This is a genomic window from Streptomyces sp. NPDC018964 (genome assembly GCF_044390325.1).
Taxonomy (GTDB): Bacteria; Actinomycetota; Actinomycetes; order Streptomycetales; family Streptomycetaceae; genus Streptomyces.
In genome coordinates this window covers 151,592-171,794 of sequence record NZ_JBIRYZ010000011.1, presented here as the reverse complement: position 1 = coordinate 171,794, position 20,203 = coordinate 151,592, and the positions used below count along the sequence as shown (strand labels likewise).

The 20,203-nt window shown below is 72.9% G+C and carries 21 protein-coding genes and 1 tRNA gene; 11 read left to right on the top strand and 11 right to left on the bottom strand.

Annotated features, from left to right (window positions below; all coding sequences use genetic code 11):
- Positions 1 to 213 precede the first annotated feature (213 nt).
- Entirely contained in the window at positions 214 to 633 is a 420-nt protein-coding gene (locus ACH5AO_RS20745) for a transglycosylase SLT domain-containing protein (protein ID WP_398926668.1), read from the top strand.
- 100 nt (positions 634 to 733) lie between these two features.
- On the opposite strand, the gene ACH5AO_RS20740 is transcribed toward ACH5AO_RS20745, so the two are convergent.
- The 3 genes from ACH5AO_RS20740 to ACH5AO_RS20730 are packed head-to-tail and all read right to left on the bottom strand — an operon-like array spanning position 734 to position 3,675.
- Complete coding sequence (locus tag ACH5AO_RS20740; RefSeq protein WP_398926666.1) at positions 734 to 1,387, bottom strand: maleylpyruvate isomerase N-terminal domain-containing protein; 654 nt, start codon at positions 1,385 to 1,387, stop codon at positions 734 to 736.
- Complete coding sequence (locus ACH5AO_RS20735) at positions 1,384 to 1,572, bottom strand: DUF397 domain-containing protein (protein WP_398926663.1); 189 nt, start codon at positions 1,570 to 1,572, stop codon at positions 1,384 to 1,386. Before ACH5AO_RS20735 ends, ACH5AO_RS20740 begins: the two co-directional genes overlap by 4 nt.
- Before the next feature lie 24 nt (positions 1,573 to 1,596).
- Positions 1,597 to 3,675 (bottom strand): bifunctional glycosyltransferase 87/phosphatase PAP2 family protein, encoded by a 2,079-nt coding sequence (locus ACH5AO_RS20730; protein WP_398926661.1) that lies wholly within the window; start codon positions 3,673 to 3,675, stop codon positions 1,597 to 1,599.
- A gap of 391 nt (positions 3,676 to 4,066) precedes the next feature.
- Here ACH5AO_RS20730 and proP point away from each other — a divergent pair, with 391 nt between their 5' ends.
- Positions 4,067 to 5,491 carry a glycine betaine/L-proline transporter ProP gene (gene proP / locus ACH5AO_RS20725; RefSeq protein ID WP_398926659.1) on the top strand — a complete coding sequence of 475 codons (1,425 nt, stop codon included), beginning with the start codon at positions 4,067 to 4,069 and terminating at the stop codon, positions 5,489 to 5,491.
- A 77-nt stretch (positions 5,492 to 5,568) separates the two neighbouring features.
- Positions 5,569 to 6,246: an O-methyltransferase gene (locus ACH5AO_RS20720; protein WP_398926657.1), complete on the top strand. Its 678-nt coding sequence runs from the start codon at positions 5,569 to 5,571 to the stop codon at positions 6,244 to 6,246.
- A 31-nt stretch (positions 6,247 to 6,277) separates the two neighbouring features.
- Here the strand turns inward: ACH5AO_RS20720 and ACH5AO_RS20715 are convergent, their stop codons facing one another.
- Entirely contained in the window at positions 6,278 to 6,670 is a 393-nt protein-coding gene (locus tag ACH5AO_RS20715; RefSeq protein ID WP_398926655.1) for a hypothetical protein, read from the bottom strand.
- Positions 6,671 to 6,771: 101 nt separating this feature from the next.
- On the opposite strand from ACH5AO_RS20715, the gene ACH5AO_RS20710 reads away from it, so the two are divergent.
- The gene (locus ACH5AO_RS20710) at positions 6,772 to 7,203 is read left to right on the top strand and encodes a DUF1992 domain-containing protein (RefSeq protein WP_398926653.1); all 432 of its coding nucleotides are present in this window, start codon (positions 6,772 to 6,774) and stop codon (positions 7,201 to 7,203) included.
- Here ACH5AO_RS20710 and ACH5AO_RS20705 read toward each other — a convergent pair.
- From ACH5AO_RS20705 to ACH5AO_RS20695, 3 genes are all read right to left on the bottom strand, one after another.
- Positions 7,192 to 7,785, bottom strand: coding sequence for a hypothetical protein (locus ACH5AO_RS20705; RefSeq protein WP_398926651.1), 594 nt, complete (start codon positions 7,783 to 7,785; stop codon positions 7,192 to 7,194). The two genes, ACH5AO_RS20710 and ACH5AO_RS20705, sit on opposite strands and share 12 nt — an antisense overlap.
- Positions 7,786 to 7,788: 3 nt before the next feature.
- On the bottom strand, positions 7,789 to 8,460 hold the full coding sequence (locus ACH5AO_RS20700; RefSeq protein ID WP_398926649.1) for a hypothetical protein: 672 nt from the start codon (positions 8,458 to 8,460) through the stop codon (positions 7,789 to 7,791).
- A 274-nt stretch (positions 8,461 to 8,734) separates the two neighbouring features.
- Positions 8,735 to 10,822 carry an MDR family MFS transporter gene (locus ACH5AO_RS20695; RefSeq protein ID WP_398926647.1) on the bottom strand — a complete coding sequence of 696 codons (2,088 nt, stop codon included), beginning with the start codon at positions 10,820 to 10,822 and terminating at the stop codon, positions 8,735 to 8,737.
- A gap of 161 nt (positions 10,823 to 10,983) precedes the next feature.
- Between ACH5AO_RS20695 and ACH5AO_RS20690 the strand changes: the two genes are divergently transcribed.
- A complete protein-coding gene (locus tag ACH5AO_RS20690; RefSeq protein ID WP_398926644.1) occupies positions 10,984 to 12,120 on the top strand; it encodes a peptidoglycan-binding protein in 1,137 nt (378 codons plus the stop codon).
- Positions 12,121 to 12,136: 16 nt separating this feature from the next.
- On the opposite strand, the gene ACH5AO_RS20685 is transcribed toward ACH5AO_RS20690, so the two are convergent.
- Together ACH5AO_RS20685 and ACH5AO_RS20680 are read right to left on the bottom strand one after the other, a co-directional pair.
- Positions 12,137 to 12,799, bottom strand: a complete 663-nt coding sequence (locus ACH5AO_RS20685) for an HAD-IA family hydrolase (protein ID WP_398926642.1) — start codon at positions 12,797 to 12,799, stop codon at positions 12,137 to 12,139.
- Between the two features lie 209 nt (positions 12,800 to 13,008).
- Positions 13,009 to 13,590: a TMEM165/GDT1 family protein gene (locus ACH5AO_RS20680; protein ID WP_398926640.1), complete on the bottom strand. Its 582-nt coding sequence runs from the start codon at positions 13,588 to 13,590 to the stop codon at positions 13,009 to 13,011.
- A 405-nt stretch (positions 13,591 to 13,995) separates the two neighbouring features.
- Here ACH5AO_RS20680 and ACH5AO_RS20675 point away from each other — a divergent pair, with 405 nt between their 5' ends.
- From ACH5AO_RS20675 to ACH5AO_RS20660, 4 genes are all read left to right on the top strand, one after another.
- Positions 13,996 to 14,640 carry an HNH endonuclease family protein gene (locus ACH5AO_RS20675; RefSeq protein WP_398926638.1) on the top strand — a complete coding sequence of 215 codons (645 nt, stop codon included), beginning with the start codon at positions 13,996 to 13,998 and terminating at the stop codon, positions 14,638 to 14,640.
- A gap of 103 nt (positions 14,641 to 14,743) precedes the next feature.
- On the top strand, positions 14,744 to 16,390 hold the full coding sequence (locus tag ACH5AO_RS20670) for an alkaline phosphatase D family protein (RefSeq protein WP_398926636.1): 1,647 nt from the start codon (positions 14,744 to 14,746) through the stop codon (positions 16,388 to 16,390).
- 309 nt (positions 16,391 to 16,699) lie between these two features.
- The gene (locus ACH5AO_RS20665) at positions 16,700 to 17,152 is read left to right on the top strand and encodes a DoxX family protein (protein ID WP_398926634.1); all 453 of its coding nucleotides are present in this window, start codon (positions 16,700 to 16,702) and stop codon (positions 17,150 to 17,152) included.
- Between the two features lie 315 nt (positions 17,153 to 17,467).
- Positions 17,468 to 18,067, top strand: coding sequence for a DedA family protein (locus tag ACH5AO_RS20660; protein ID WP_398926632.1), 600 nt, complete (start codon positions 17,468 to 17,470; stop codon positions 18,065 to 18,067).
- Positions 18,068 to 18,290: 223 nt separating this feature from the next.
- Here ACH5AO_RS20660 and ACH5AO_RS20655 read toward each other — a convergent pair whose 3' ends face one another.
- On the bottom strand, positions 18,291 to 18,524 hold the full coding sequence (locus ACH5AO_RS20655) for a DUF2277 domain-containing protein (RefSeq protein ID WP_398926630.1): 234 nt from the start codon (positions 18,522 to 18,524) through the stop codon (positions 18,291 to 18,293).
- Positions 18,525 to 18,590: 66 nt separating this feature from the next.
- Here ACH5AO_RS20655 and ACH5AO_RS20650 point away from each other — a divergent pair, with 66 nt between their 5' ends.
- Positions 18,591 to 18,932, top strand: a complete 342-nt coding sequence (locus tag ACH5AO_RS20650; protein WP_398926628.1) for a hypothetical protein — start codon at positions 18,591 to 18,593, stop codon at positions 18,930 to 18,932.
- 71 nt (positions 18,933 to 19,003) lie between these two features.
- Here the strand turns inward: ACH5AO_RS20650 and ACH5AO_RS20645 are convergent.
- Positions 19,004 to 19,075, bottom strand: a tRNA-Val gene (locus tag ACH5AO_RS20645).
- Positions 19,076 to 19,371: 296 nt separating this feature from the next.
- Here ACH5AO_RS20645 and ACH5AO_RS20640 point away from each other — a divergent pair.
- Positions 19,372 to 20,187, top strand: coding sequence for a DUF4097 family beta strand repeat-containing protein (locus ACH5AO_RS20640; protein WP_398926626.1), 816 nt, complete (start codon positions 19,372 to 19,374; stop codon positions 20,185 to 20,187).
- The last annotated feature ends 16 nt before the right edge of the window (positions 20,188 to 20,203 follow it).

Sequence of the window (20,203 nt, the reverse complement as noted above, 5' to 3'; positions counted from 1 at the left end):
CTCCCACGCGCACCGCCCCGCCCCCGTCCCCGCTGCGACCGCGCTTAGTAAAAGGGGCCTTTGCGGGTGATAGCGGGATTTGTTTCCGTGGAGCGGTCGCCAGGCGCCGACGTCCCCCACGGGTCGCGGCGCCGCCCCATGCCCCCGCCGCACGCGATCCCGTACGGCACCGGGCGTACGGCGACCTCCCCGTTCCCGACCGAAAGGCCGCCTGTGTCCGCCGCTTCTCTCCTCCGCACCGTCGCCGCCCCGAAGAAGGCCCTCGCCGGCGCCGCCCTCGCGGCCGCCGCCTGCGGCACGCTGATCGCCGCCGCGCCCGCCCAGGCCGCGACCACGACGAGCGCCTCCTCGGCCCAGGCGACCGCGAAGAAGATGATCGGCGACCCGGCCGAGTTCCAGTGCTTCTCGAGGATCGTCCAGCACGAGAGCAGCTGGAACCCCACCGCCACCAACGCCTCCAGCGGCGCCTACGGCCTGGTCCAGGCCCTGCCCGCCTCCAAGATGGCCTCGGCCGGCTCCGACTGGAGGACCAACCCCGCCACCCAGATCAAGTGGGGCCTGGACTACATGAAGGACCGCTACGGCAGCGCCTGCGACGCCTGGTCCTTCTGGCAGACCAACCACTGGTACTGACAGCACCACCCCCATACCGAAGGCGGCGACCCCACGATCCCCGGGGCCGCCGCCTTCGTCCGTCTCCGGGGCCGTGCGGCACCCCCGACCGAGCGGGAACTCAACCGAGGACGAACGGAATCCTCTCGGCGAGGCCGCCCAGTACCGTCCTCTGCTCGGCGGTCGCCGTACGGCGTCCCGTACCGATCAGGAGCACGTCCGTGTCGGCCAGCTCGGCGGGGAACGCCGCGCCGGCGATCTTCTCCAGTGCCGCGCGGGCCGCCGCGAGGGTCTCGGTGGGGGGCCGGGGGGCCGTCGGCAGGTGGGCGATCAGGTCCAGGTGGTGCAGGGTCCATTCCAGGACGTAGGCGGAGAGGTAGTCAGCGACGGTCAGGACCTTGTCCTGGGTGCTGACGCGGGCCGCCGGGTCGGCCAGTCCGGCGGCGCGGGCGGCCGCGGAGCCCACGTCGTCCAGGTGGAACTTCAGCAGGGCCGGGTCGCCGTACGCGGCTGCCAGACGCGGGACCAGCGCGTCCAGTGGGTCGTCGCCGGTCGGAGGATCGACCAGGTCCCAGTACGTGGTCGCGTCCGCCGTCGGTTCGGTGTCGGCGGGTGTGACCAGCGTGATCAGGACGTCCTGTGCGTCGATGACCAGGTGGCAGACCAGGTCCCGCACGAGCCAGCCCTCACAGCCGGACGGCCGCTCGAAGTCCGCGTCCGGCACGTCGGCGACCGCGGCGAGCAGGGCGGTCCAGGAGCGCGAGAAGGGGGTCATCGCGGCCGATCCGTGGTCGTCCGGGTCAGGAAGGCGGTGGAGGCGGTGGGGCGGAGGATGAGGATCGGGCCCGCCGGGTTCTTGGAGTCCCGGATCGCGACGGCGGAGCCGGGAACCTCGGCGATCTCGACGCAGTTGCCGTCCTGGCCACTGCTGTGGCCGGCCTTGCGCCAGTCGATCTCCATGGCGTTCCTCCCCCACGCGCCGGATCAGCTCGGAGAGCGGTCCTTCGCCGGTACCGGCGGCTCGCTGCCCACCTCGGCGGCGGCCGCCGTCGTCGTACGGGCGCGCGGCCCCTGGAACAGGTACGTCAGTCCGAAGCCGGCGCCGACGACGACCGCGCCGCCGGCCGCGTCCAGCACCCAGTGGTTGCCGGTGGCGACGATCGCGGCGGCCGTGAAGAGGGGGTGGAGGAGGCCCAGCGCCTTCATCCACACCCTCGGCGCGATGATCGCGATCACCAGTCCGCACCACAGGGACCAGCCGAAGTGCAGGGACGGCATCGCGGCGTACTGGTTGGTGAGGTGGGTGAGCGTGCCGTAGTCGGGCTGGGAGAAGTCCTGGACGCCGTGGACCGTGTCGATGATGCCGTGGTCCGGCATGAGGCGGGGCGGGGCGAGCGGGTAGAGCCAGAAGCCGACCAGGGCGAGGAGGGTGGCGAAGCCCAGGCTCGCGCGGGCCCAGCGGTAGTCGACGGGGCGGCGCCAGTAGAGCAGGCCGAGGACGGTCAGCGGGACGGCGAAGTGGAACGACGTGTAGTAGAAGTCGAAGAACTCCCGCAGCCATTCGACCTTCACCACGGCGTGGTTGACGGCGTGCTCGATGTCCAGGTGGAGCAGGCGTTCGAGGTCGAGGATCTGCTGTCCGTGTTCCTCGGCCCGGTCGCGGCCGGCCGAGTTGCTGCCGCCGGTCACGGCGAGGCGGACCTGGGCGTACGCGGCGTAGGTGACGCGGATCAGCAGGAGCTCGAGCAGCAGGTTCGGGCGGGTGAGCACCCGGCGCAGGAACGGCAGCAGCGGGACGAACGCGAAGCGGGCCGGGACGGGTGGGGCGTACGGGGTCGGGAGCGGCGTGCGGAAGGACGGCGAGCCGCGGAAGAGGAAGGGGAGCGCGGTGGCGGCGGCCAGGGCGGCCAGGAGGACGACGTTGTCGCGCAGCGGGTGCAGGAGCGCCGCGTTCGGCAGCAGCATCCTCGCCGGCAGCGTCATCACCAGGACGACGGCGACGGGCCACACCAGGCGGTCGCGGGCGCGTACGCCGACCCGGCCGGCCACGGTGAACAGCACCCACAGCAGCTGGTGCTGCCACGCGGTGGGGGAGACGGCGACGACGGCGCAGCCGGTGACGGCGACCGCGAGCAGGAGCTGGCCGTCGTGGGCGTAGCGCACCGCGCGGCGCAGGGCGAGGGTCGCGACGGCCGCGCCGAGCAGCAGGAAGAGGCCGGTCTCCAGCGGGCCCCGGAGACCGAGGCGGAGCAGGGCGCCGTGCAGGGACTGGTTGGCGAGGTCGTCTGCGGGGCCGCCGAGGCCGGTGCCCGCCAGGTGGTGGACCCAGTAGGTGTGGGAGTCGTGCGGCATCGCGGCCCAGGCGAGCGCGGTGGCCGCGGCGAAGGTGACGCCGGTGGCGGCGGCGGTCCGGCGGCGGTCGGTGAACCACAGCAGCGGGGCGAAGAGGAGGAGGGTGGGCTGGAGGGCGGCGGCGACGCCGATCAGTGCGCCGCTGACGCGCCGGCCGCGGGTGACAAAGCAGCCCAGCAGGACGAGCAGGACCGGGATGATGCTGGTCTGGCCGAGCCAGAGGGTGTTGCGCACCGGCAGGGACAGCATGAGCAGGCTGATGGCGACGGGTCCGGCGAGGATCGCGGTGCGGCGGCCGACCGGCTGGGGCAGGGCGCGGGCGGCGATCAGTCCGAGGGCGACGACCAGCAGCAGGGTGCCGAAGGTCCAGCCCCAGCCGAGGGCCTGTTCGGCGGGGCGGGTGAGGGGTTTGAGGACGAGCCCGCCGAAGGGGGTGCCGGTGAACCGGGTGGAGTCGTAGAGGGAGCCGCTGACGTGCAGGACGCCCTCGGGGCCCACCCAGGTCTCCAGGGCGGTCAGCCGTTCCCCGCTCGGTGTGGTGAGGACGACGGCGACCTGGCGTACGGCGAGGACGGCGGCCAGCAGCCACAGGGCCAGGCGCGCGGCGCGCAACCGCGCCCGGGGGCCGCCCGCCTCTGCCGCTGTCGCCGCCGTTGTCGCTGTCGCCCCGAGGGCCTCCGCCGGTCGCCCACCGCGGTCCGCGTTCGCCACGCCTCATCGGCCTCCCGCCCGTTTCGCCTCTGCGTCCCGTGCGTGGGGATTCACCTCACGAACCCCTGTGAGGCTCGCGCCACCCCTGGAGAGGGACGTGGGAAACCGCGGCTTCACCTGACGTCCCTCTCGCTTTTGTCCGGATGACGATAGTCCGTGGGGAATCACGTTGTACGCGAACGGCGCGAGAAGGGTCACAACGAACCACCGGACGGAGCGCCCCGGCGCGGGGCTGCGCCCCTGCGTACAGCACATTTATGTGCAGTGTGCAGCTATTCGCATACCGCCCGTAGAGGGGACAAGTGCGCCTATCGTCGTCTTTTCGGCCCGCCCGACAGCGCCGCCGCGCGGACCCGCCCCTGTTCCCGTCGAAAGGTAGGCGAGCGAAGTTTTGACCACTGCCACGGTCGCCGCTCCCCCGTCCACGCGGAAGGCCTCGCCGGAATCCGGCACCGCGCACACCTCCGCCCCCACCGCGCCCACCGTCACCGATCCCGCGCTCGTCCGGCGCGCCGTGAAGGCGGCGGCGCTCGGCAACGCGATGGAATGGTTCGACTTCGGTGTCTACAGCTACATCGCGGTCACGCTGGGCAAGGTCTTCTTCCCCTCGGGCAACCCCACCGCCCAGCTGCTGTCCACGTTCGGCGCCTTCGCCGCGGCCTTCCTGGTCCGCCCCCTCGGCGGCATGGTCTTCGGCCCGCTCGGCGACCGCGTGGGACGGCAGAAGGTCCTCGCCCTCACGATGATCATGATGGCGGCGGGCACCTTCGCCATCGGCCTCATCCCCTCCTACGCCGCGATCGGCGTCGGCGCCCCCATTCTGCTGCTGGCGGCCCGTCTGGTGCAGGGCTTCTCCACCGGCGGCGAGTACGCCGGCGCGTCCACCTTCATCGCCGAGTACGCCCCCGACAAGCGGCGCGGCTTCCTCGGCAGCTGGCTGGAGTTCGGCACCCTCGCCGGGTACATCGCCGGCGCGGGCCTGGTCACCCTGATGACGGCGCTGCTCTCCTCCGAGGACCTGCTCTCCTGGGGCTGGCGGATCCCGTTCCTGATCGCGGGCCCGATGGGCATCGTCGGCCTGTACCTGCGGATGCGCCTGGAGGAGACCCCGGCCTTCGCGGCCGAGGTCGCCAAGGCCGAGAGCGAGCGCCCGAAGGTGCCGCTGCGCGAGATGGTCACCGGCCAGTGGCGCGCGCTGCTGCTGTGCGTGGGCCTGGTGCTGGTCTTCAACGTCACCGACTACATGCTGCTGTCGTACATGCCGAGCTACCTCACCAGCGAGCTGGGTTACGACGCCACGCACGGCCTGGTCGTCGTGCTCGGCGTGATGGTGCTGATGATGGTCGTCCAGCCGTTCGCCGGCGCGTTGACCGACCGGGTCGGCCGCCGTCCGGTGATCGCGGCCGGCTGCGCCGGGTTCCTGGTGCTCTCCGTGCCGGCCCTGCTGCTGATCCGCGACGGCGGTCTGCTCGCGGTCGCCGCCGGCATGGGCGCGCTCGGCCTGCTGCTGGTGTGCTTCACCGCCGCCATGCCGTCCGCGCTGCCCGCGCTGTTCCCGACCCGGGTGCGTTACGGCTCGCTGTCGATCGGCTTCAACGTCTCGGTGTCCCTGTTCGGCGGCACCACCCCGCTGGTGGTCACGGCCCTGATCGGCGCGACCGGCGACATGATGATGCCCGCCTACTACATGATGGCGGCGGCCGTGGTCGGCGGTTTCGCGGTGTGGCGCATGGCCGAGTCGGCGGGCCGCCCGCTGCCGGGGTCGGCGCCGTCGCTGGAGGCCGGGGCGGCCGGGACACACCGGGAGAACGCCTGACGGGGAGAGGGGCACGGCGTATCTTCGTCAGCGGCACCAGCCAGACTGGCTGACAGCCGTACGGAAGGTACAGGCGCATGAGCGAGTCACAGCTCTGGCACGAGGTGGACGACTACTTCACCGGCCGCCTCCTGCCCGACGCCCCCGACGACGCCCTGGCGGCCGCCCTGCGCGACAGCGACGCCGCCGGCCTCCCGCCGATCGCCGTCTCACCGCTGCAGGGCAAGCTGCTCCAGCTCCTCGCCCAGTTGCAGGGGGCCCGGCACATCCTGGAGATCGGCACGCTCGGCGGCTACAGCACCATCTGGCTGGGCCGCGCCCTCCCCGCCGACGGGCGGCTGATCTCCCTGGAGTACGACCCCGGCCACGCCGAGGTCGCCGTCCGCAACATCGCCCGCGCGGGGCTCGACAAGCAGGTCGAGGTACGGGTGGGCGCGGCCCTGGAGTCGCTGCCCCGGCTGGCCGACGAGAACCCGCCGCCGTTCGACCTGGTCTTCATCGACGCCGACAAGGCGAACAACCCGCACTACATGGAGTGGGCGCTCAGGCTGACCAGCACGGGCAGCCTGATCATCCTCGACAACGTGGTGCGCGGCGGCCGGGTGGCCGACCCGGACAACACCGACCCGGACGTGCTGGGCACCCGCGCCGCCCTCGACCTGATCGGCGACCACCCCCGGCTGAGCGGTACGGCGGTCCAGACGGTCGGCGCCAAGGACTACGACGGCTTCGCACTGGCCCGGGTGCTGGCCTGAGCCTGAGCCCGGTGCTCCGCACGTCGTGGTTCTACACGTCGTGGTAGAAGCCCACGTTGACGCTGCGCGGGGCGGTGCGGTCCTGGATGACGACCTCGCCGCTGCCGCCCCGGGGCAGCGCCACGCTGCCGCCGTAGGCGACCGGCTGGGTGTACTCGCCCACGGTCAGCCGCACCTCGGAGGACGGGTCGGGCAGGGAGCCGCGCAGCCAGGTCAGCTGCCAGGTCCCGTCCGGCGCGCACTGGAACTCCAGGTGGACGCGCGAGACGAACAGCCAGTCGTCCGGCGTCGAGAGCCGGCACAGCGACTTGTCCCGGCCCACTCGCAGCACGGTGCCCGGCTCGCTGGGCGCGTCGGCCATGAGCATGCCGGCCGTGGCGCCCGCTTCCGCCGCGGACACCGCGGCCATGGTGAGTTCGAGCACGTGGGCTCCTCCTGAGACGTCCTTGCGGACCGGAGAGGCCCGGCCCCGCTGCCGCCGAATGATAAAACGCCCGGCTGCACGGCGTCCGGCACAATGGCCTCATGACCGAGCGAAAGCCACCCGGCGTCGACTTCGAGTCCTGGGTCGACAGGCAGATCCGTGATGCCGAGGCGCGCGGCGAGTTCGAGCAGTTGGCGGGGGCGGGCAAGCCACTCCCCCGCGAGGTCGAGACCACCTACGACGAACTGTGGTGGGTCAAGCGGAAGATGGCCCGCGAGGGCTTCTCGGTGCTGCCGCCGACGCTGGCTCTGCGCAAGGAGGCCGAGGACGCGCTGGAGGCAGCCCTCGCGGCGCCCTCGGAGCGGATCGTCCGGAAGATCCTCACGGAGATCAACGCGAAGATCAGCGACATGATGTTCAAGCCGCCGCCCGGCCCCCCGCTGGGCAAGAAGCCGTACGACGTCGAGGACGTCGTACGGCGGTGGCGGGAGCGCCGGGCGGCGGCGGGCGGGCCGGACGGCTCAGGCGTGTAGCAGCCGTTCCGCCAGCTCGCGGTAGTCCCGCAGGGCGAGCCGCAGCTGCTCGGTGTCGGTCGCCGCCCCGGCCCCGCCCTCGCCGGCGCCGTCGTCCTGCCAGGACCGCCGCAGGGTGCGGCGCCGCTCGGTGACCGCCTCCGTGAAGCGCTCGGTGAGCTCCTGCAGTGCGCGGTCGGCCTCCTGCACGGCGTCCCGCGGCGCGTCGACGAAGCCGGCCACGGCGTGCTGCAACCGCGCCGTGAGCTTGTCGGTGTCGTCGAGCCGGAGAAGGCGGGCGGCGGGGGTCCGGTCGCCGTCGTGGTGGGTGCCGGTACCGACCGGGACCCGGTCGCCGTCGTCATGCGTACCGATGCCGGTGTCCGTGGGGGCGGTGTTCGTAGGGGTGGTGGTGCCCTGCTGCGGGTGCGCGGCGACCAGCGGGCTCTCGCCGTCGGGGGCCGGGGCGGTGCGGCCGGCCTCCTCACGGGCGCCGGGGATCCGGATGCCCGGGCCGTCGGTGGCGTCGTTCCGGACGCCGGGGGTGGCGCGGTGCTCCTCGGCGGGCGGGATGTCGCCGGGGCGGCGGGTCGCGTCGGTCATCGCTCAGCTCTCCTTCGTCTGGTGCCGGTGGAACAACGACGGCGTGCGGTGGCCGCGGCCCTCGGCCGGGGACGTACGGTGGCCGTCCGCCCCGGCGCGATGGCGTCCGGCCTCGTGCCGGGACGGCCGCACCAATTCCTCGAACAGCGCGCGGGCCTCGACGACGGCCTCGCGCATCTCCTCGGTGCCCGCACCACCGTCGTGCGCGCCGTTCGCGCCGGCCTGCGCCACCCGGTGCACGCGCCGGTAGCCCTCGACGTGGTGGGCGTGGTGCACGGACAGCGCGGCGAGCTGGTCCTCGTAGTGCCCGTCGGCGGGGAAGCCCCGCGCGGCGGCAAGTTCGGCGATCAGCCGGTCCGCCTCGGCGACCGCGTCCCGCGGCGCGTCGACGAACCGCTCCTGGATCGCCGTCCAGCGCGCCTCGTACCTCTCCCGCTCGGTGGGCTCCAAGGGCCGTACGCGCAGGTCGCCGTGGCGCTCCAGGCGCTCGGCGAGCTCCCGCTCGGCGGCCTTGGTGTCCCCGTCGTGCCGGGCGACGGCACGGTCGTACTCGGGTCCGAAGCGCCGCTTCAGACCGGTGCCGTGCCGCGGGCCGCGGGCCCGCGACATCAGTACGGCCGCGACGACGGCGACCGCGACGATCACGATCAACGCAATGATCAAGCCAGTGGACATGAATGCCTTCCGGGTTCTCGACCGGGCCGGCGCTCCTCGCGAGCCGGTTCGCCTTCCGGGTTGCCCGAAGGTTCACGCACAAACAGTGCGGGACCGTCACGGTCCGCCACCGCTCGTCCGCCCGCGGGCCCGCCGCTGGTGCGCGCCACCCAGGACGCGGCCCGTGCCCCGGACGCCACCCGGAGGAGGGTCCTGGACACGCGCGGGGACCTCGTCGAGGCGCGGGCGCTGTACGCCCGGCCCGGCCACGCGCGGACCGGGCCGGGGGCGCACCTCAGCCGGCCCGTGCCACCGGCCGCGCGTCGTGCGGGCGTTCGCCCCGGGAGCCGCACAGCTCGTCGTTGAGCTCGTGCACCAGGTGCACCAGGTCGGTCGGTCGGTCCGGCCCCCACCAGTCGCCGAGCAGCTCGGCGAGCGACTCCTCGCGGGCCCGCGCCAGCCGCTCCGTCACCTCGCGCCCCTCACCGGTGAGCTCCATGTCGAGGCCCCGGCGCACGGCGAGGTGCCGTATCTCGGCCTGTCGGGCGGCCTCGAGGACGACGTTCAGCGGGACGGGGCCGCGTTCGGCGAGCCGGGCCGGTTCCACCGAGCCGTACCTCCTGATCCGCAGCAGCAGCCAGCTCGTCGCGGGCAGCAGGTCGTAGCCCGCCCGGTCGGTGATCCTCCGGTAGATCTCGCGGCGTCCCTCGCGGGTGCCGAGCACCGACAGCGCGCGGCACACCTCGTCGTACGAGGACCGTTCCACGGGGTTGCTGGCGAGCGTCTCGGTGACGTCGGGCGCGGTGACCGAGGCGCGCAGCCGGTCCTCCTTGAGGAACCAGGCCAGCGCGAAGCCGAGGAGGGCGACGGGTACGGCGTACAGGAAGACGTCGGTGATGGCGGTGGCGTACGCGTCGATCGCCGGCGGGCGCAGGGCGGGCGGCAGGGCGGCGATGCCGCGCGGGTCGGCCTCCAGGGAGTCGGCGGAGACGCCGGGCGGGAGCCGCTCTCCCCGGAAGGCGTCGGTGAGCTCGCCGCCGAGGCGGCTCGCGAAGATCGTGCCGAAGATGGCGACGCCGAAGGAGGCGCCGATGGAGCGGAAGAAGGTCGCACCGGAGGTGGCGACGCCGAGGTCCTCGTAGGGGACGGCGTTCTGCACGATCAGCACCAGGACCTGCATCACCAGGCCGAGTCCGAGGCCGAAGACGAAGAAGCACGCGCTCATCCCGGCGGTGGAGCTGTCCGCGTCGAGCCGGTGGAGCAGCAGCAGTCCGAGGGTGGTGACGGCGGTCCCGGCGATCGGGAACACCTTCCAGCGGCCGGTGCGGCTGACGATCTGCCCGGAGCCGGTGGAGGAGAGCAGCATGCCGGCCACCATCGGCAGCATGTGCACGCCGGACATGGTCGGGGTGATGCCGTGGACCACCTGGAGGAAGGTCGGCAGGTAGGTCATCGCGCCGAACATGGCGAAGCCGATGATGAAGCTGATCACGGCGGAGAGCGTGAACGTGCGCACCCGGAACAGCTTCAGCGGCAGTACGGGCTCGGCGGCCCGCCGCTCCACCGCCACGAAGGCCACGGCGAGCAGCGCGCCGAGCACCGCGAGCCCGATGATCTGCGGCGAGGCCCACTCCCAGGTGGTGCCGCCGAGGGAGGCGACCAGCACCAGGCAGGTGGCGACGGAGGCGATGAGGAGGGTGCCGAGGTAGTCGATGACGTGCTTGGTCCGCCGGCGCGGGATGTGCAGCACCGTCGCGATCACGGCGAGCGCGACGATCCCGACGGGCAGGTTGATGTAGAACACCCAGCGCCAGCTCAGGTGCTGGGTGAACAGTCCGCCGAGCAGGGGCCCCAGGACGCTCGTCGCGCCGAACACCGCCCCGAACAGGCCCTGGTAGCGGCCGCGTTCGCGGGGCGGTACGAGGTCGCCGACGATCGCCATCGACAGCACGATCAGCCCGCCGCCGCCCAGGCCCTGGAGCGCGCGGAACGCGATCAGCTGGGACATGTCCTGCGCCGCTCCGCACAGCGCGGAGCCCACCAGGAAGATCACGATGGCGGTCTGGAAGAGCTTCTTGCGCCCGTACTGGTCGCCGAGCTTGCCCCACAGCGGGGTCGCGGCGGTGGAGGCCAGCAGGTACGCGGTGACCACCCAGGACAGGTGCTCCAGGCCGCCCAGTTCGCTGACGATGGTGGGCAGCGCGGTGGCGACGATGGTCTGGTCGAGGGCGGCGAGCAGCAGGCCGAGGAGCAGGGCGCCGATCGAGACCAGGACGTTCCCGGACACGTGCTCCGGGCCGCCGGTGTCACGGGCGGACGGCCCGCCGGGCGCAGGTCCCGCGCTGCCCGTCTTCGGCGCCGTACGGTGCGTGTCCCCGGCCATGAAGACCTCCACAGAATCCTGGTTCCACCCTCCATCGTGATCGGAGTGACCCGTTATGGCCTGTTGAGTCCTGCCGGAAGTCCAGATTCCGGGGGCGTGCGGACGGGGCTGTGAAGAAGATCTGCATAATCTCTGGAGTTCACGAGGGGAGGGACGAACACGTGGAACAGCCGAACGGAAACCCGTGCCCGGAGTGCGGTGCGCCCAGGAACAGCGACAACACGCCGTCGTGCGCCTGCACCCTGCGTGCGTCCGACGCCCTTCGCGACGCCCGTACGGCGGAGGCGGCCGCCGCGGAGGACTTCGACCCGCTGCGCATACGTCCGTACGTCGAGCTGGACGGCGGGACCGGGCCGGCCGCGCCGGACGGGGCGGAGGCGGCGGGGGCCGCGGAGCCCGCGAACACGCCGGAGACGCCCGCGGAGGGGTCCGGGACCTCGGGGTCGGCCGACGAGACCATGGCCCTGCGTGCCGTCCTGCCGGAGGCGGCGCCCGGAGCGGCGGACGCGACGTCCGTCCTCCCCACGCCGCTGGCCCCCGGGACGTCCCGGCCGAACGCCACCGATCTGCACCTGTTCGACACCACGCGGCCCCTCGCGGCCGTCCCCGCCGCGCCCGCCGGTCCGGCCCGCACCGACGATCCGGCCCGCACCGACGGGACACCGTCGCGCCGGCGCCGGCGCGGAACGCTGGTCGCGGTCGCCGGGGCCGTGGTCGCCGTGGTGGGGGCGGCGGGGTGGGCGAGCGGACTGTTCTCCTACGAGACGCCGTCCCGGGACGGCGCGGCGCCGGAGGAGGTCAGGGCGGGCGTCCCGGACCCGTCGTCCGCCCCGCCCTCCGCGGAGCCGACGGCCGGCGCGCCCTCCGCCGCGCCGACGTCGTCCGCCTCCCCGTCGGGCTCCCCGTCGGCGAGCGCGAGCGCGTCGGCCTCGCCGTCGCCGTCGGCGTCCACCGCCTCGGCGAGCCCGTCGGGGTCCGCCGAATCGTCCCCGACCCCGACGACCACGGCGTCGACCGACTCCGCCGAGGACACGGAGGACGCGGAGGACACGGGGGAGGACGAAGGCGGCGCCACCGGCCCGGTGCTGCGCCGCGGCGACCGGGGTCCGGAAGTCGTCGAACTGCAGCAGCGCCTGCACCAGAAGTGGCTCTACAACGACGAGTTCCACGGCCGGTTCGACCACGGCGTGGAGAACGCCCTGCGCAGCTACCAGTGGTCCCAGGGCCTCCAGGACGAACTGGGTGTCTACGGTCCGCGGACGCGGGCCCGCCTGGAGGCGGACACCCGGGAGCCGTGAGGGGCCCGGCCCGCGGCTACTCCGTGACGTGGAGCCGGATCGTGCCGTCGGCCGCGGCCTCCACCCGTACCCGGGTCAGGTCGGGCACGACCACGTCCGGGCGGTGGAAGCCGGCCCGGGTGCCGATGCCCACGACCCGCATCCCGGCTGCGCGGCCCGCGGCGATGCCCGCGCCGGAGTCCTCGAAGACCACGCAGTCGGCCGGGTCCACGCCCAGTTCCGCCGCGCCCTTCAGGAAGCCCTCGGGGTCGGGCTTACTCGCGCCGACGGACTCCGCCGTCACCCGTACCTCGGGCTGCTCGAGGCCGGCGGCGGCCATCCGCGCCGTCGACAGGGCGACGTCGGCGGAGGTCACCAGCGCGTGCGGCAGCCCCTTCAGGGAGGCGAGGAACGCGCGGGCGCCCGGCACCTCGACGACGCCCTCGGTGTCCGCGGTCTCCTCGGCGAGCATGCGGGCGTTGTCGGCGTGGTTCTGCTCCATCGGGCGGTCGGGCAGCAGCAGGGCCATCGAGGCGTACCCCTGGCGCCCGTGCACGACCTTCATGACCTCGTCGCCGTCGAGCCCGTTCCGGTCGGCCCAGCGCCGCCAGACGCGCTCGACGGAGGCGTCGGAGTTGACGAGGGTGCCGTCCATGTCCAGCAGGAGGGCGCGGGCGGTGAGTACGGCGGTGGCCGTCATCGGCAGCTCCAAGGCGCGGAGGAGAGGGCTCCGGGCGGGGTGGCCCGGGGGAGGGACAGAGTGACCCCGCCCGCCGGTCAGGGAAAACGGGCGGGAGCCACTTTGTTCATCCACGGTACAAAACAAACCCGGCATCCCGCCACCGCCTTCGCCGAGCGTTCACCGACGCTTCGGCCCGCCGTCGCCGCGCGGGGTCCGCGCGGCGGGCGTCACCCGGCGACCGCCTCCCACAGGCTCCACACACCCAGGCCCAGCATCAGCAGCGCCGCGATCTGCGTGATCAGCTTGAGCGGGACCCGCTTCATCAGCGCCTTCCCGCCGACGATGCCGAGTCCGGCCACCGACCACAGCGCGAGCACCGCACCCAGGCCGACGGAGAGCGGGTCGTCGTAGCGGGCGGCAAGGTTGGCCGTCATGATCTGCGTCAGATCACCGAACTCGGCGACCAGGATCAGCATGAACCCGGCCCCGGAGACCTTCCAGAAGGACTGGTTCTCCGGCTTGCGGACCTCCTCCTCGTCCTCGTCCTTCTTCATCAGCAGCACCGCCGCGCCACCCAGGAAGAGCACACCCGTGATCGCGTGCACGATCTGCTGCGGCAGCAGCGTGAGCACGCTGCCGGCCGCCACCGCGAGCGCGACGTGGAGCGCGAAGGCGGCGGCGACACCGGCGAAGACGTAGGAGGCGCGGTAGCGGGTGCCGAGGACGAGGCCGGCGAGCGCGGTCTTGTCCGGCAGTTCGGCGAGGAAGACGACGCCGAAGACGACGGCCGTCACGGTCAGGCTGATCAACGGTTCCTCAATCGGTCGGGACTGCCCCACCGAGAGTGCTGCGCGATTTCCACGGGACACCTCGGCACGGCAGCACACGCGGCACCCGTGCCGTACGGCACGGGCGTGCACTGCTTGCCGAAGGTCTCGCTGGCCGGCCTCGCGTCACGAGGCCCGCCTCCGGGCGCCGGCTCAGGCGTGCTGAGCAGTGTGTCGACGGTCCGGCGAAGAGCTACTCCCCTTCTGCGCCGTCCATGGTACGCGAGGCCCGCACCGGCCGTCGCACGCGGAAACTTCACACCCGAACCATAGACGTGTCATGAACACGTCATTAGCTTCTTACCGGGCCCACCCCCGCCGGTCACACGGCGTCGCGAGCATTCCCCTGCCCGCACGCCAACGAACCCATCCCACGAGGGAGTTCGCATGTCGAAGTTCTACGCGCGTCGACGGCTCAGCACAGTCGCGGCGCTCACCGGACTCATAGCCTCCGCCGGCCTGTTCAACGGGCCGACCGCCTTCGCCGCCCTCCCCACCCCGGTCAGCGCCACCACCGCCCGCGGCTACCTCGCCTCGCTCACCGTGGCCACCGAGGACCGCACCGGCTACGACCGCGACCTCTTCCCGCACTGGATCACCCAGTCCGGCACCTGCAACACCCGCGAGACCGTCCTCAAGCGCGACGGCTCGGGCGTCGTCACCGACTCCTCCTGCGCCGCCACCAGCGGCAGCTGGTACTCCCCGTACGACGGCGCCACCTGGTCCGCCGCCTCCGACGTCGACATCGACCACCTGGTGCCGCTCGCCGAGGCCTGGGACTCCGGCGCCGACTCCTGGACCACCTCGCGGCGCCAGTCCTTCGCCAACGACCTGACCCGCCCGCAGCTCCTCGCCGTCACGGACAACGTCAACCAGGCCAAGGGCGACCAGGACCCGGCCACCTGGATGCCGTCGCGTACGGCCTACCGCTGCACCTACGTCCGCGCCTGGGTCCAGGTGAAGTACTACTACGGCCTGTCGGTCGACTCCGCCGAGAAGTCCGCCCTGCAGAACCACCTCGCGAGCTGCTGAGCGCGAGCCCCTGAGCGAACCGCCGAAACCTCCGGGTGCGCAAATCTCCCCGGTGGCCTCCGTCGCTGCGTACCGTACGGAGCGACGGAGGAAGGGGTCACCCATGGCCGGACTACGGCTCGGACCACTGCTGAGGTACGTCGACGGCTCGTCCGCGACCGTCTGGGTCGAGACCGGACGGCCGGGCACCGTCGGGGTGCGCTGCGCGGACGGCGCCGGCGGGACGGCCGGCACCTTCCGGATCGCGGATCACCACTACGCGCTCGTCCACGTCACCGGCCTCACGCCGGGAACGTCCACCCCGTACGAGGTCTTCCTGGACGACACACGGGTGTGGCCGCCGGCCGAGGACCCCTTCCCGTCGCTCCCGCCGTCCGTCATCCCCACCCCGGGCCCCGGCGACCGCACGCGCATCGCGTTCGGCTCCTGCCGCTGGGCCTCGCCGCCCACCGGGGAGCCCGACCCGGTCGGCCCGGACGCCCTGGACGCCCTGGCGCAACGCATCGCCGCCGACCCGGACGGCGAACGCCCCGACGTCCTGCTGCTCCTCGGCGACCAGGTGTACGCCGACGAGACCTCCGACGCCACCCGCGCCTGGCTCGCCACCCGCCGCGACCTGGACGAGCCCCCGGGCGGCCAGGTCGCGGACTACGAGGAGTACACCCACCTCTACTACGAGTCCTGGCTCGACCCGCAGGTGCGCTGGCTGCTGTCCACCGTGCCCACCTGCATGATCTTCGACGACCACGACGTGATCGACGACTGGAACACCTCCGCCTCCTGGGTCGCCGACATGCGGGACACGTCGTGGTGGCGGGAGCGGGTGCTCAGCGGTCTGATGTCGTACTGGGTGTACCAGCACCTGGGCAACCTCTCCCCCGCCGAGATCGAGGCCGACCCGCTGTACGCGTCCGTCCGGGCGGCCGACGACGGCACCGACGCGCTGCGCGCCTTCGCCTCCCGGGCCGAGGCGGACGCGGCCACCGTGCGCTGGAGCTACCGGCGCGACTTCGGCCGGGTGCGCCTGCTGATGGTCGACAGCCGCGCGGCCCGCGTCCTGGAGGAGGGCCGGCGCTCCATGCTCGACCGCGCCGAGGCCGACTGGCTGCGCGAACAGGCCCTCGACGGGCGCGGCTCCTACGACCACCTGCTCATCGGCACGTCCCTGCCCTGGCTGCTGCCCCACCTGGTGCACGACGTCGAGGCATGGAGTTCCGTGCTGTGCCGGGGTGACAAGGGCCCCCGCTGGGCACGGCTCGGGGAGAAGCTGCGGCGCGGGGCGGACCTGGAGCACTGGGCGGCCTTCCCGGAGTCGTTCGGCGAGCTGGCGGAGCTGATCGCCGAGACCGGTACGGGGCCGCAGGCACCGGCGACGGTGTGCGTGCTCTCCGGGGACGTCCATCACGCCTACGTCGCCGAGCCGAGCTGGCCGGCCGGTACCGGACCGGACTCCCGGGTGGTGCAGCTGACCTGCTCCCCCGTCCACAACTCCATCCCGCTGTCGATGAGGCTCGGCTTCCGCGTGGGCTGGGGTGGCGCCGCCCGGCTCCTCGGCCGCCTGTTCGCACGGCACGGCCGCCTCGCCCCGGCGCCGGTCACCTGGCGCAAGACGGGCGGGCCCTGGTTCGGCAACCAGCTCATGACGCTGACGGCCGAGGGGCGCTCGGCGGTGCTGCGGCTGGAGCACGCGCGGCAGGAGGAGACCGGGACACGGCTCAGGAGCGTGACGGAGACCCGGCTGAGCCGGTGAACCTGTGAGTCTGCTGTGAACCATGGTGCGGATTCGGTCACGTTGCCGGTCATGAAGACCGGAGCGGACGCCGCACCGGCCGGAGGGAGCGGGCCGCCCCGACCGGCGGGAGCGGCGCCCGAACGGGCGGGAACGGGCACCTCGACCGGGTGGGAACGGGCGCCCGGCCGGTCAGGCAGGGGTAAACCCATGGCCAAATGTTGAACTTGCAAGTACTCGTCGGGGGCACCTAGCGTGGGAGGTCGACTCGGTTCCGTCCCCCCGGACCGGCCCCACCCGGGGGCCGGCCTGACCGAAGGAGACCCCCACATGACCGAACGCCTCAACAGCGCGCAGCCATATGCCCTGGGCATGTTCCGCATCGTCATCGGACTGCTCTTCGCCTGCCACGGCGCCGCTTCCCTGCTCGGTCTGCTCGGCGGCACGGACGGCAACGGCAGCACCGTCGAGGCCGGCACCTGGCCCGGCTGGTACGCGGGCCTGATCCAGCTCGTCGGCGGCACCCTGGTCATGCTCGGCCTCGGCACCCGCGCCGCCGCGTTCATCTCGTCCGGCTCGATGGCCTACGCGTACTTCAAGGTCCACCAGCCCCAGGCCCTGTGGCCGATGGAGAACAACGGCGAGAGCGCGGCCATGTACTGCTGGGCCATGCTCCTGCTGGTGTTCACCGGCTCCGGAGCCTTCGGCCTGGACCGCCTGCTCACCAGGCGCTCGTCGGTGAACGACGAACGGGAGGCGGAGCGGACCCCGGTGACGGCCTGACCGTCCTCCCCGCCGGGCGGCCGTACGGGGCCCTCTCCCGTGCGGCGTACGGGAGCCCTCTCCCGTACGCCGCACGGAACCCCCTCCCGCGTGGCGTACGGGGGCCCTCCCCTTATATGAGGAGGGCCCTCTTCCCCTTTGCTCGGGGGAACGGAAGGGGAACTCCGGACGCCCACCACACGAACCCCTCGTGACCTTTCCGTCACTCACCGGGCGTACGCTGTGTGGCTGTCATGGGCAACCCCCTGCCACTCCTGCCGCTCCCCGCGACGGCGCGGCACGGCGCGGCCCGCGGGGGAGCCACGGGGAGTTCGGGTGGAGAGTCTGGGGTCGCTGGTCGGCAGCCCGTGGATCTATGCGGTGGTGGCCCTCTCGGTCCTGCTCGACGTGTTCCTCCCGGTCCTGCCCAGCGGAGTCCTGGTGATCACCGCGGCCACGGCGGCGGCCGCGGGCACGGCGGCCGACGTACCCGACATCCTGGTGCTGACGCTGTGCGCCGCCACCGCATCCGTCCTGGGCGACCTGGTGGCCTACCGCCTCGCCTGGCGCGGCGGCGCCCGTCTGGACAAGGCGATCGCCCGGTCGCGGCGGCTCAGGAGCGCGCAGGAACGTCTCGGCGCGGCGCTCGCCCGGGGCGGCGGCGCCCTCGTCGTCCTCGCCCGCTTCGCCCCGGCCGGGCGCTCGGTGGTCTCCCTCGGCGCCGGCGCCGCGCGCCACCGCGCCCGCGACTTCCTCCCCTGGTCCGCCCTGGCGGGGCTGTCCTGGGCCGCGTACAGCGTGGCCCTCGGTTATTTCGGCGCCCAATGGCTGGGCGCGACCTGGCTGGCCACGGCGGTGTCGGTGGGCGCGCTGTTCGCGGCGGGGGCGGGGGCGGGGTACCTGATGCGGCGACCGCGGCCTTCGGAGGCTTCCTAGGCCCCGCGGGCAACCGCACCACCGGGGCGAGGCCCTCCTCCTCAACTGCGGGCAGTCGTACCTCCCTACAGCGCCTTGAGGGCCCGGTAGGTGCCTCCAGGACGATGGGAGTCCCCTCGCCCGAGCGGAAGTCGAGAATGAGGGAGAAGCCGGGAACGGGGAAGGCACCCCGCAAATGCCGGGCTGCGTAACGCGCCCCCGCCCAGCCCTGGCACCGGTGAACCTACTCCGTCACCCGCCGCGCCGCGCCCCCGCGCACCTCCAGCCCGTCCAGCAACTCGGCCGTCGCCGAGGCGATCGCCTCCACCGCCCGGTCGAACACCTCTCGGTTGTGGGCGGCCGGTGCCCGGAAGCCGGACACCTTCCTCACGTACTGCAGGGCGGCGGCCCGGATCTCCTCTTCCGTGGCCCGCTCGGGCTGCACGGGCGGACGCAGGGTCTTGATGCTCCGGCACATGCCCTCAGTCTGACGCGCCCCCTCGGTAACTCGCCACTCAAAATCGAACAGGCGTATCATTGAGGCGTGGCTGCGACCTATGACTTTCCGAATGACCTCCTCGCCGGTCAGGAGGAACTGCACCAGGTCAGGGCCGAGTTGTCGGCCCTGCTGAAGCGGCTCCCCTGGTCGGTCGAACCTCTCGACGGGTTCAGCGACGACAACGGCTGGCGCAAGGTCGAGCGCCCCGCCTCGCCCGGCTGGACCGCCGACGAACAGGCCGAGGTGGAGAAGCTCCGACAACGGGAGCACGAACTCGCGGTGTTCGTCAGCACCCACCGCCACTGGGCCGAACTCACCGGCGCCGATCGCGTGCACGCCCGTTCCCGGCTCAAGCACACCCGCGAGGACACCGAGGAGTCCTCGTAGGACGGGCGGAAGGACCGAGGAGGCACGACGACAAAGGCCTCCGGAGCGACTCCGGAGGCCCTGTGTCCCGGTGGGCGCGGACGGTTTCGAACCGCCGACATCCTGCTTGTAAGGCAGGCGCTCTACCCCTGAGCTACGCACCCGAGGCCCGGGCCGTGTGCCCAGGTCGAGTCGACAGCCTACGTGACTCCGCTCCCCCACCTGAAGAGGGGGGCTTCCAACCCGAAGGTCGCGGTCCAGCCCGAACCGGTACCTTGCGAGACGAAGGGAAAGTACCACAGACCAGGGAAGTGATTCCCTCACCGGCGATCACCGGGGGATATCCCCACCCCGGATCCGCCAGCCGCCCGGATCCCCCGGCGGCCCCCCGGTCCGTACGGTCGAAGAGCGCTCGGACACCGCCGGAGAGCGCCACCGTCCGTCCCGGGGGGAGACCGTCATGACCCGCACCGCCCGCACCACCCGCACCACCGAGTCCGCCGCCGGCACCCGTGCCGCGTGGACACGCGTCCTCGCCCTCACCGGGGCCACCGTGGTGATCGTCGCGGGCGTGAGCGCCTGCGGGGCATCGGCCACCGACGACGACGAGCCCGACCGCCGGTCCTTCGACCTGCCCGGCAGGACCCTCACCGTCGACTCCGACGAATCCGCCCTCGAGATCGTCGCCTCGGACGAGAACGCCCCGGGCAAGGTCGAGGTCACCCGGTGGTTCCAGGGCACCGTCGCCATCGGCTCGGACCCGAAGGTCACCTGGTCCATGGACGGCGACCGGCTGGTGCTGCGGGAGAAGTGCTCCGGAATCGTCGCCGACTGCTCCACCAAGCACCGCATCGAGGTGCCGCGCGGAGTCTCCGTCAAGGTCGAGGAGAAGGACGGCAGCGTGCGGGCGTGGGGCTTCCGCGACGCGCTGAGCATCCGTACGACAGACGGTTCGGTCCATGTCACGGACTCCACCGGGCCGCTGGAACTGCGCACCGGCGACGGGTCCGTACGCGCGGAGGTCTCCTCCCGTACGGTGCGCGCCCGCAGCGGTGACGGCTCGGTCCACCTCGAACTGGCCGCCGTGCCCGACCTGGTGGACTCCCGCAGCGGCGACGGTTCCCTGACGATCGACCTGCCGCGTGCCTCCTACCGCGTGGACACCGGGGCCGGTGACGGCGCCGAGAACGTGTCCGTGCCCCGCGACGACTCCAGCTCCCACGTGGTGACCGCGCGCACCGGCGACGGCGAACTCACCGTCCGCACGGCGAACTGACCGGCCCGTGTCTTCG

Excerpts from the sequence above, each read along its gene's own strand:
- ACH5AO_RS20740 (WP_398926666.1), bottom strand. The coding sequence starts at position 1,387 with ATGACCCCCTTCTCGCGCTCCTGGACCGCCCTGCTCGCCGCGGTCGCC.
- ACH5AO_RS20735 (WP_398926663.1), bottom strand. The coding sequence starts at position 1,572 with ATGGAGATCGACTGGCGCAAGGCCGGCCACAGCAGTGGCCAGGACGGC.
- ACH5AO_RS20720 (WP_398926657.1), top strand. The coding sequence starts at position 5,569 with ATGAGCGAGTCACAGCTCTGGCACGAGGTGGACGACTACTTCACCGGC.
- ACH5AO_RS20710 (WP_398926653.1), top strand. The coding sequence starts at position 6,772 with ATGACCGAGCGAAAGCCACCCGGCGTCGACTTCGAGTCCTGGGTCGAC.
- ACH5AO_RS20705 (WP_398926651.1), bottom strand. The coding sequence starts at position 7,785 with ATGACCGACGCGACCCGCCGCCCCGGCGACATCCCGCCCGCCGAGGAG.
- ACH5AO_RS20700 (WP_398926649.1), bottom strand. The coding sequence starts at position 8,460 with ATGTCCACTGGCTTGATCATTGCGTTGATCGTGATCGTCGCGGTCGCC.
- ACH5AO_RS20695 (WP_398926647.1), bottom strand. The coding sequence starts at position 10,822 with ATGGCCGGGGACACGCACCGTACGGCGCCGAAGACGGGCAGCGCGGGA.
- ACH5AO_RS20685 (WP_398926642.1), bottom strand. The coding sequence starts at position 12,799 with ATGACGGCCACCGCCGTACTCACCGCCCGCGCCCTCCTGCTGGACATG.
- ACH5AO_RS20675 (WP_398926638.1), top strand. The coding sequence starts at position 13,996 with ATGTCGAAGTTCTACGCGCGTCGACGGCTCAGCACAGTCGCGGCGCTC.
- ACH5AO_RS20670 (WP_398926636.1), top strand. The coding sequence starts at position 14,744 with ATGGCCGGACTACGGCTCGGACCACTGCTGAGGTACGTCGACGGCTCG.
- ACH5AO_RS20665 (WP_398926634.1), top strand. The coding sequence starts at position 16,700 with ATGACCGAACGCCTCAACAGCGCGCAGCCATATGCCCTGGGCATGTTC.
- ACH5AO_RS20655 (WP_398926630.1), bottom strand. The coding sequence starts at position 18,524 with ATGTGCCGGAGCATCAAGACCCTGCGTCCGCCCGTGCAGCCCGAGCGG.
- ACH5AO_RS20640 (WP_398926626.1), top strand. The coding sequence starts at position 19,372 with ATGACCCGCACCGCCCGCACCACCCGCACCACCGAGTCCGCCGCCGGC.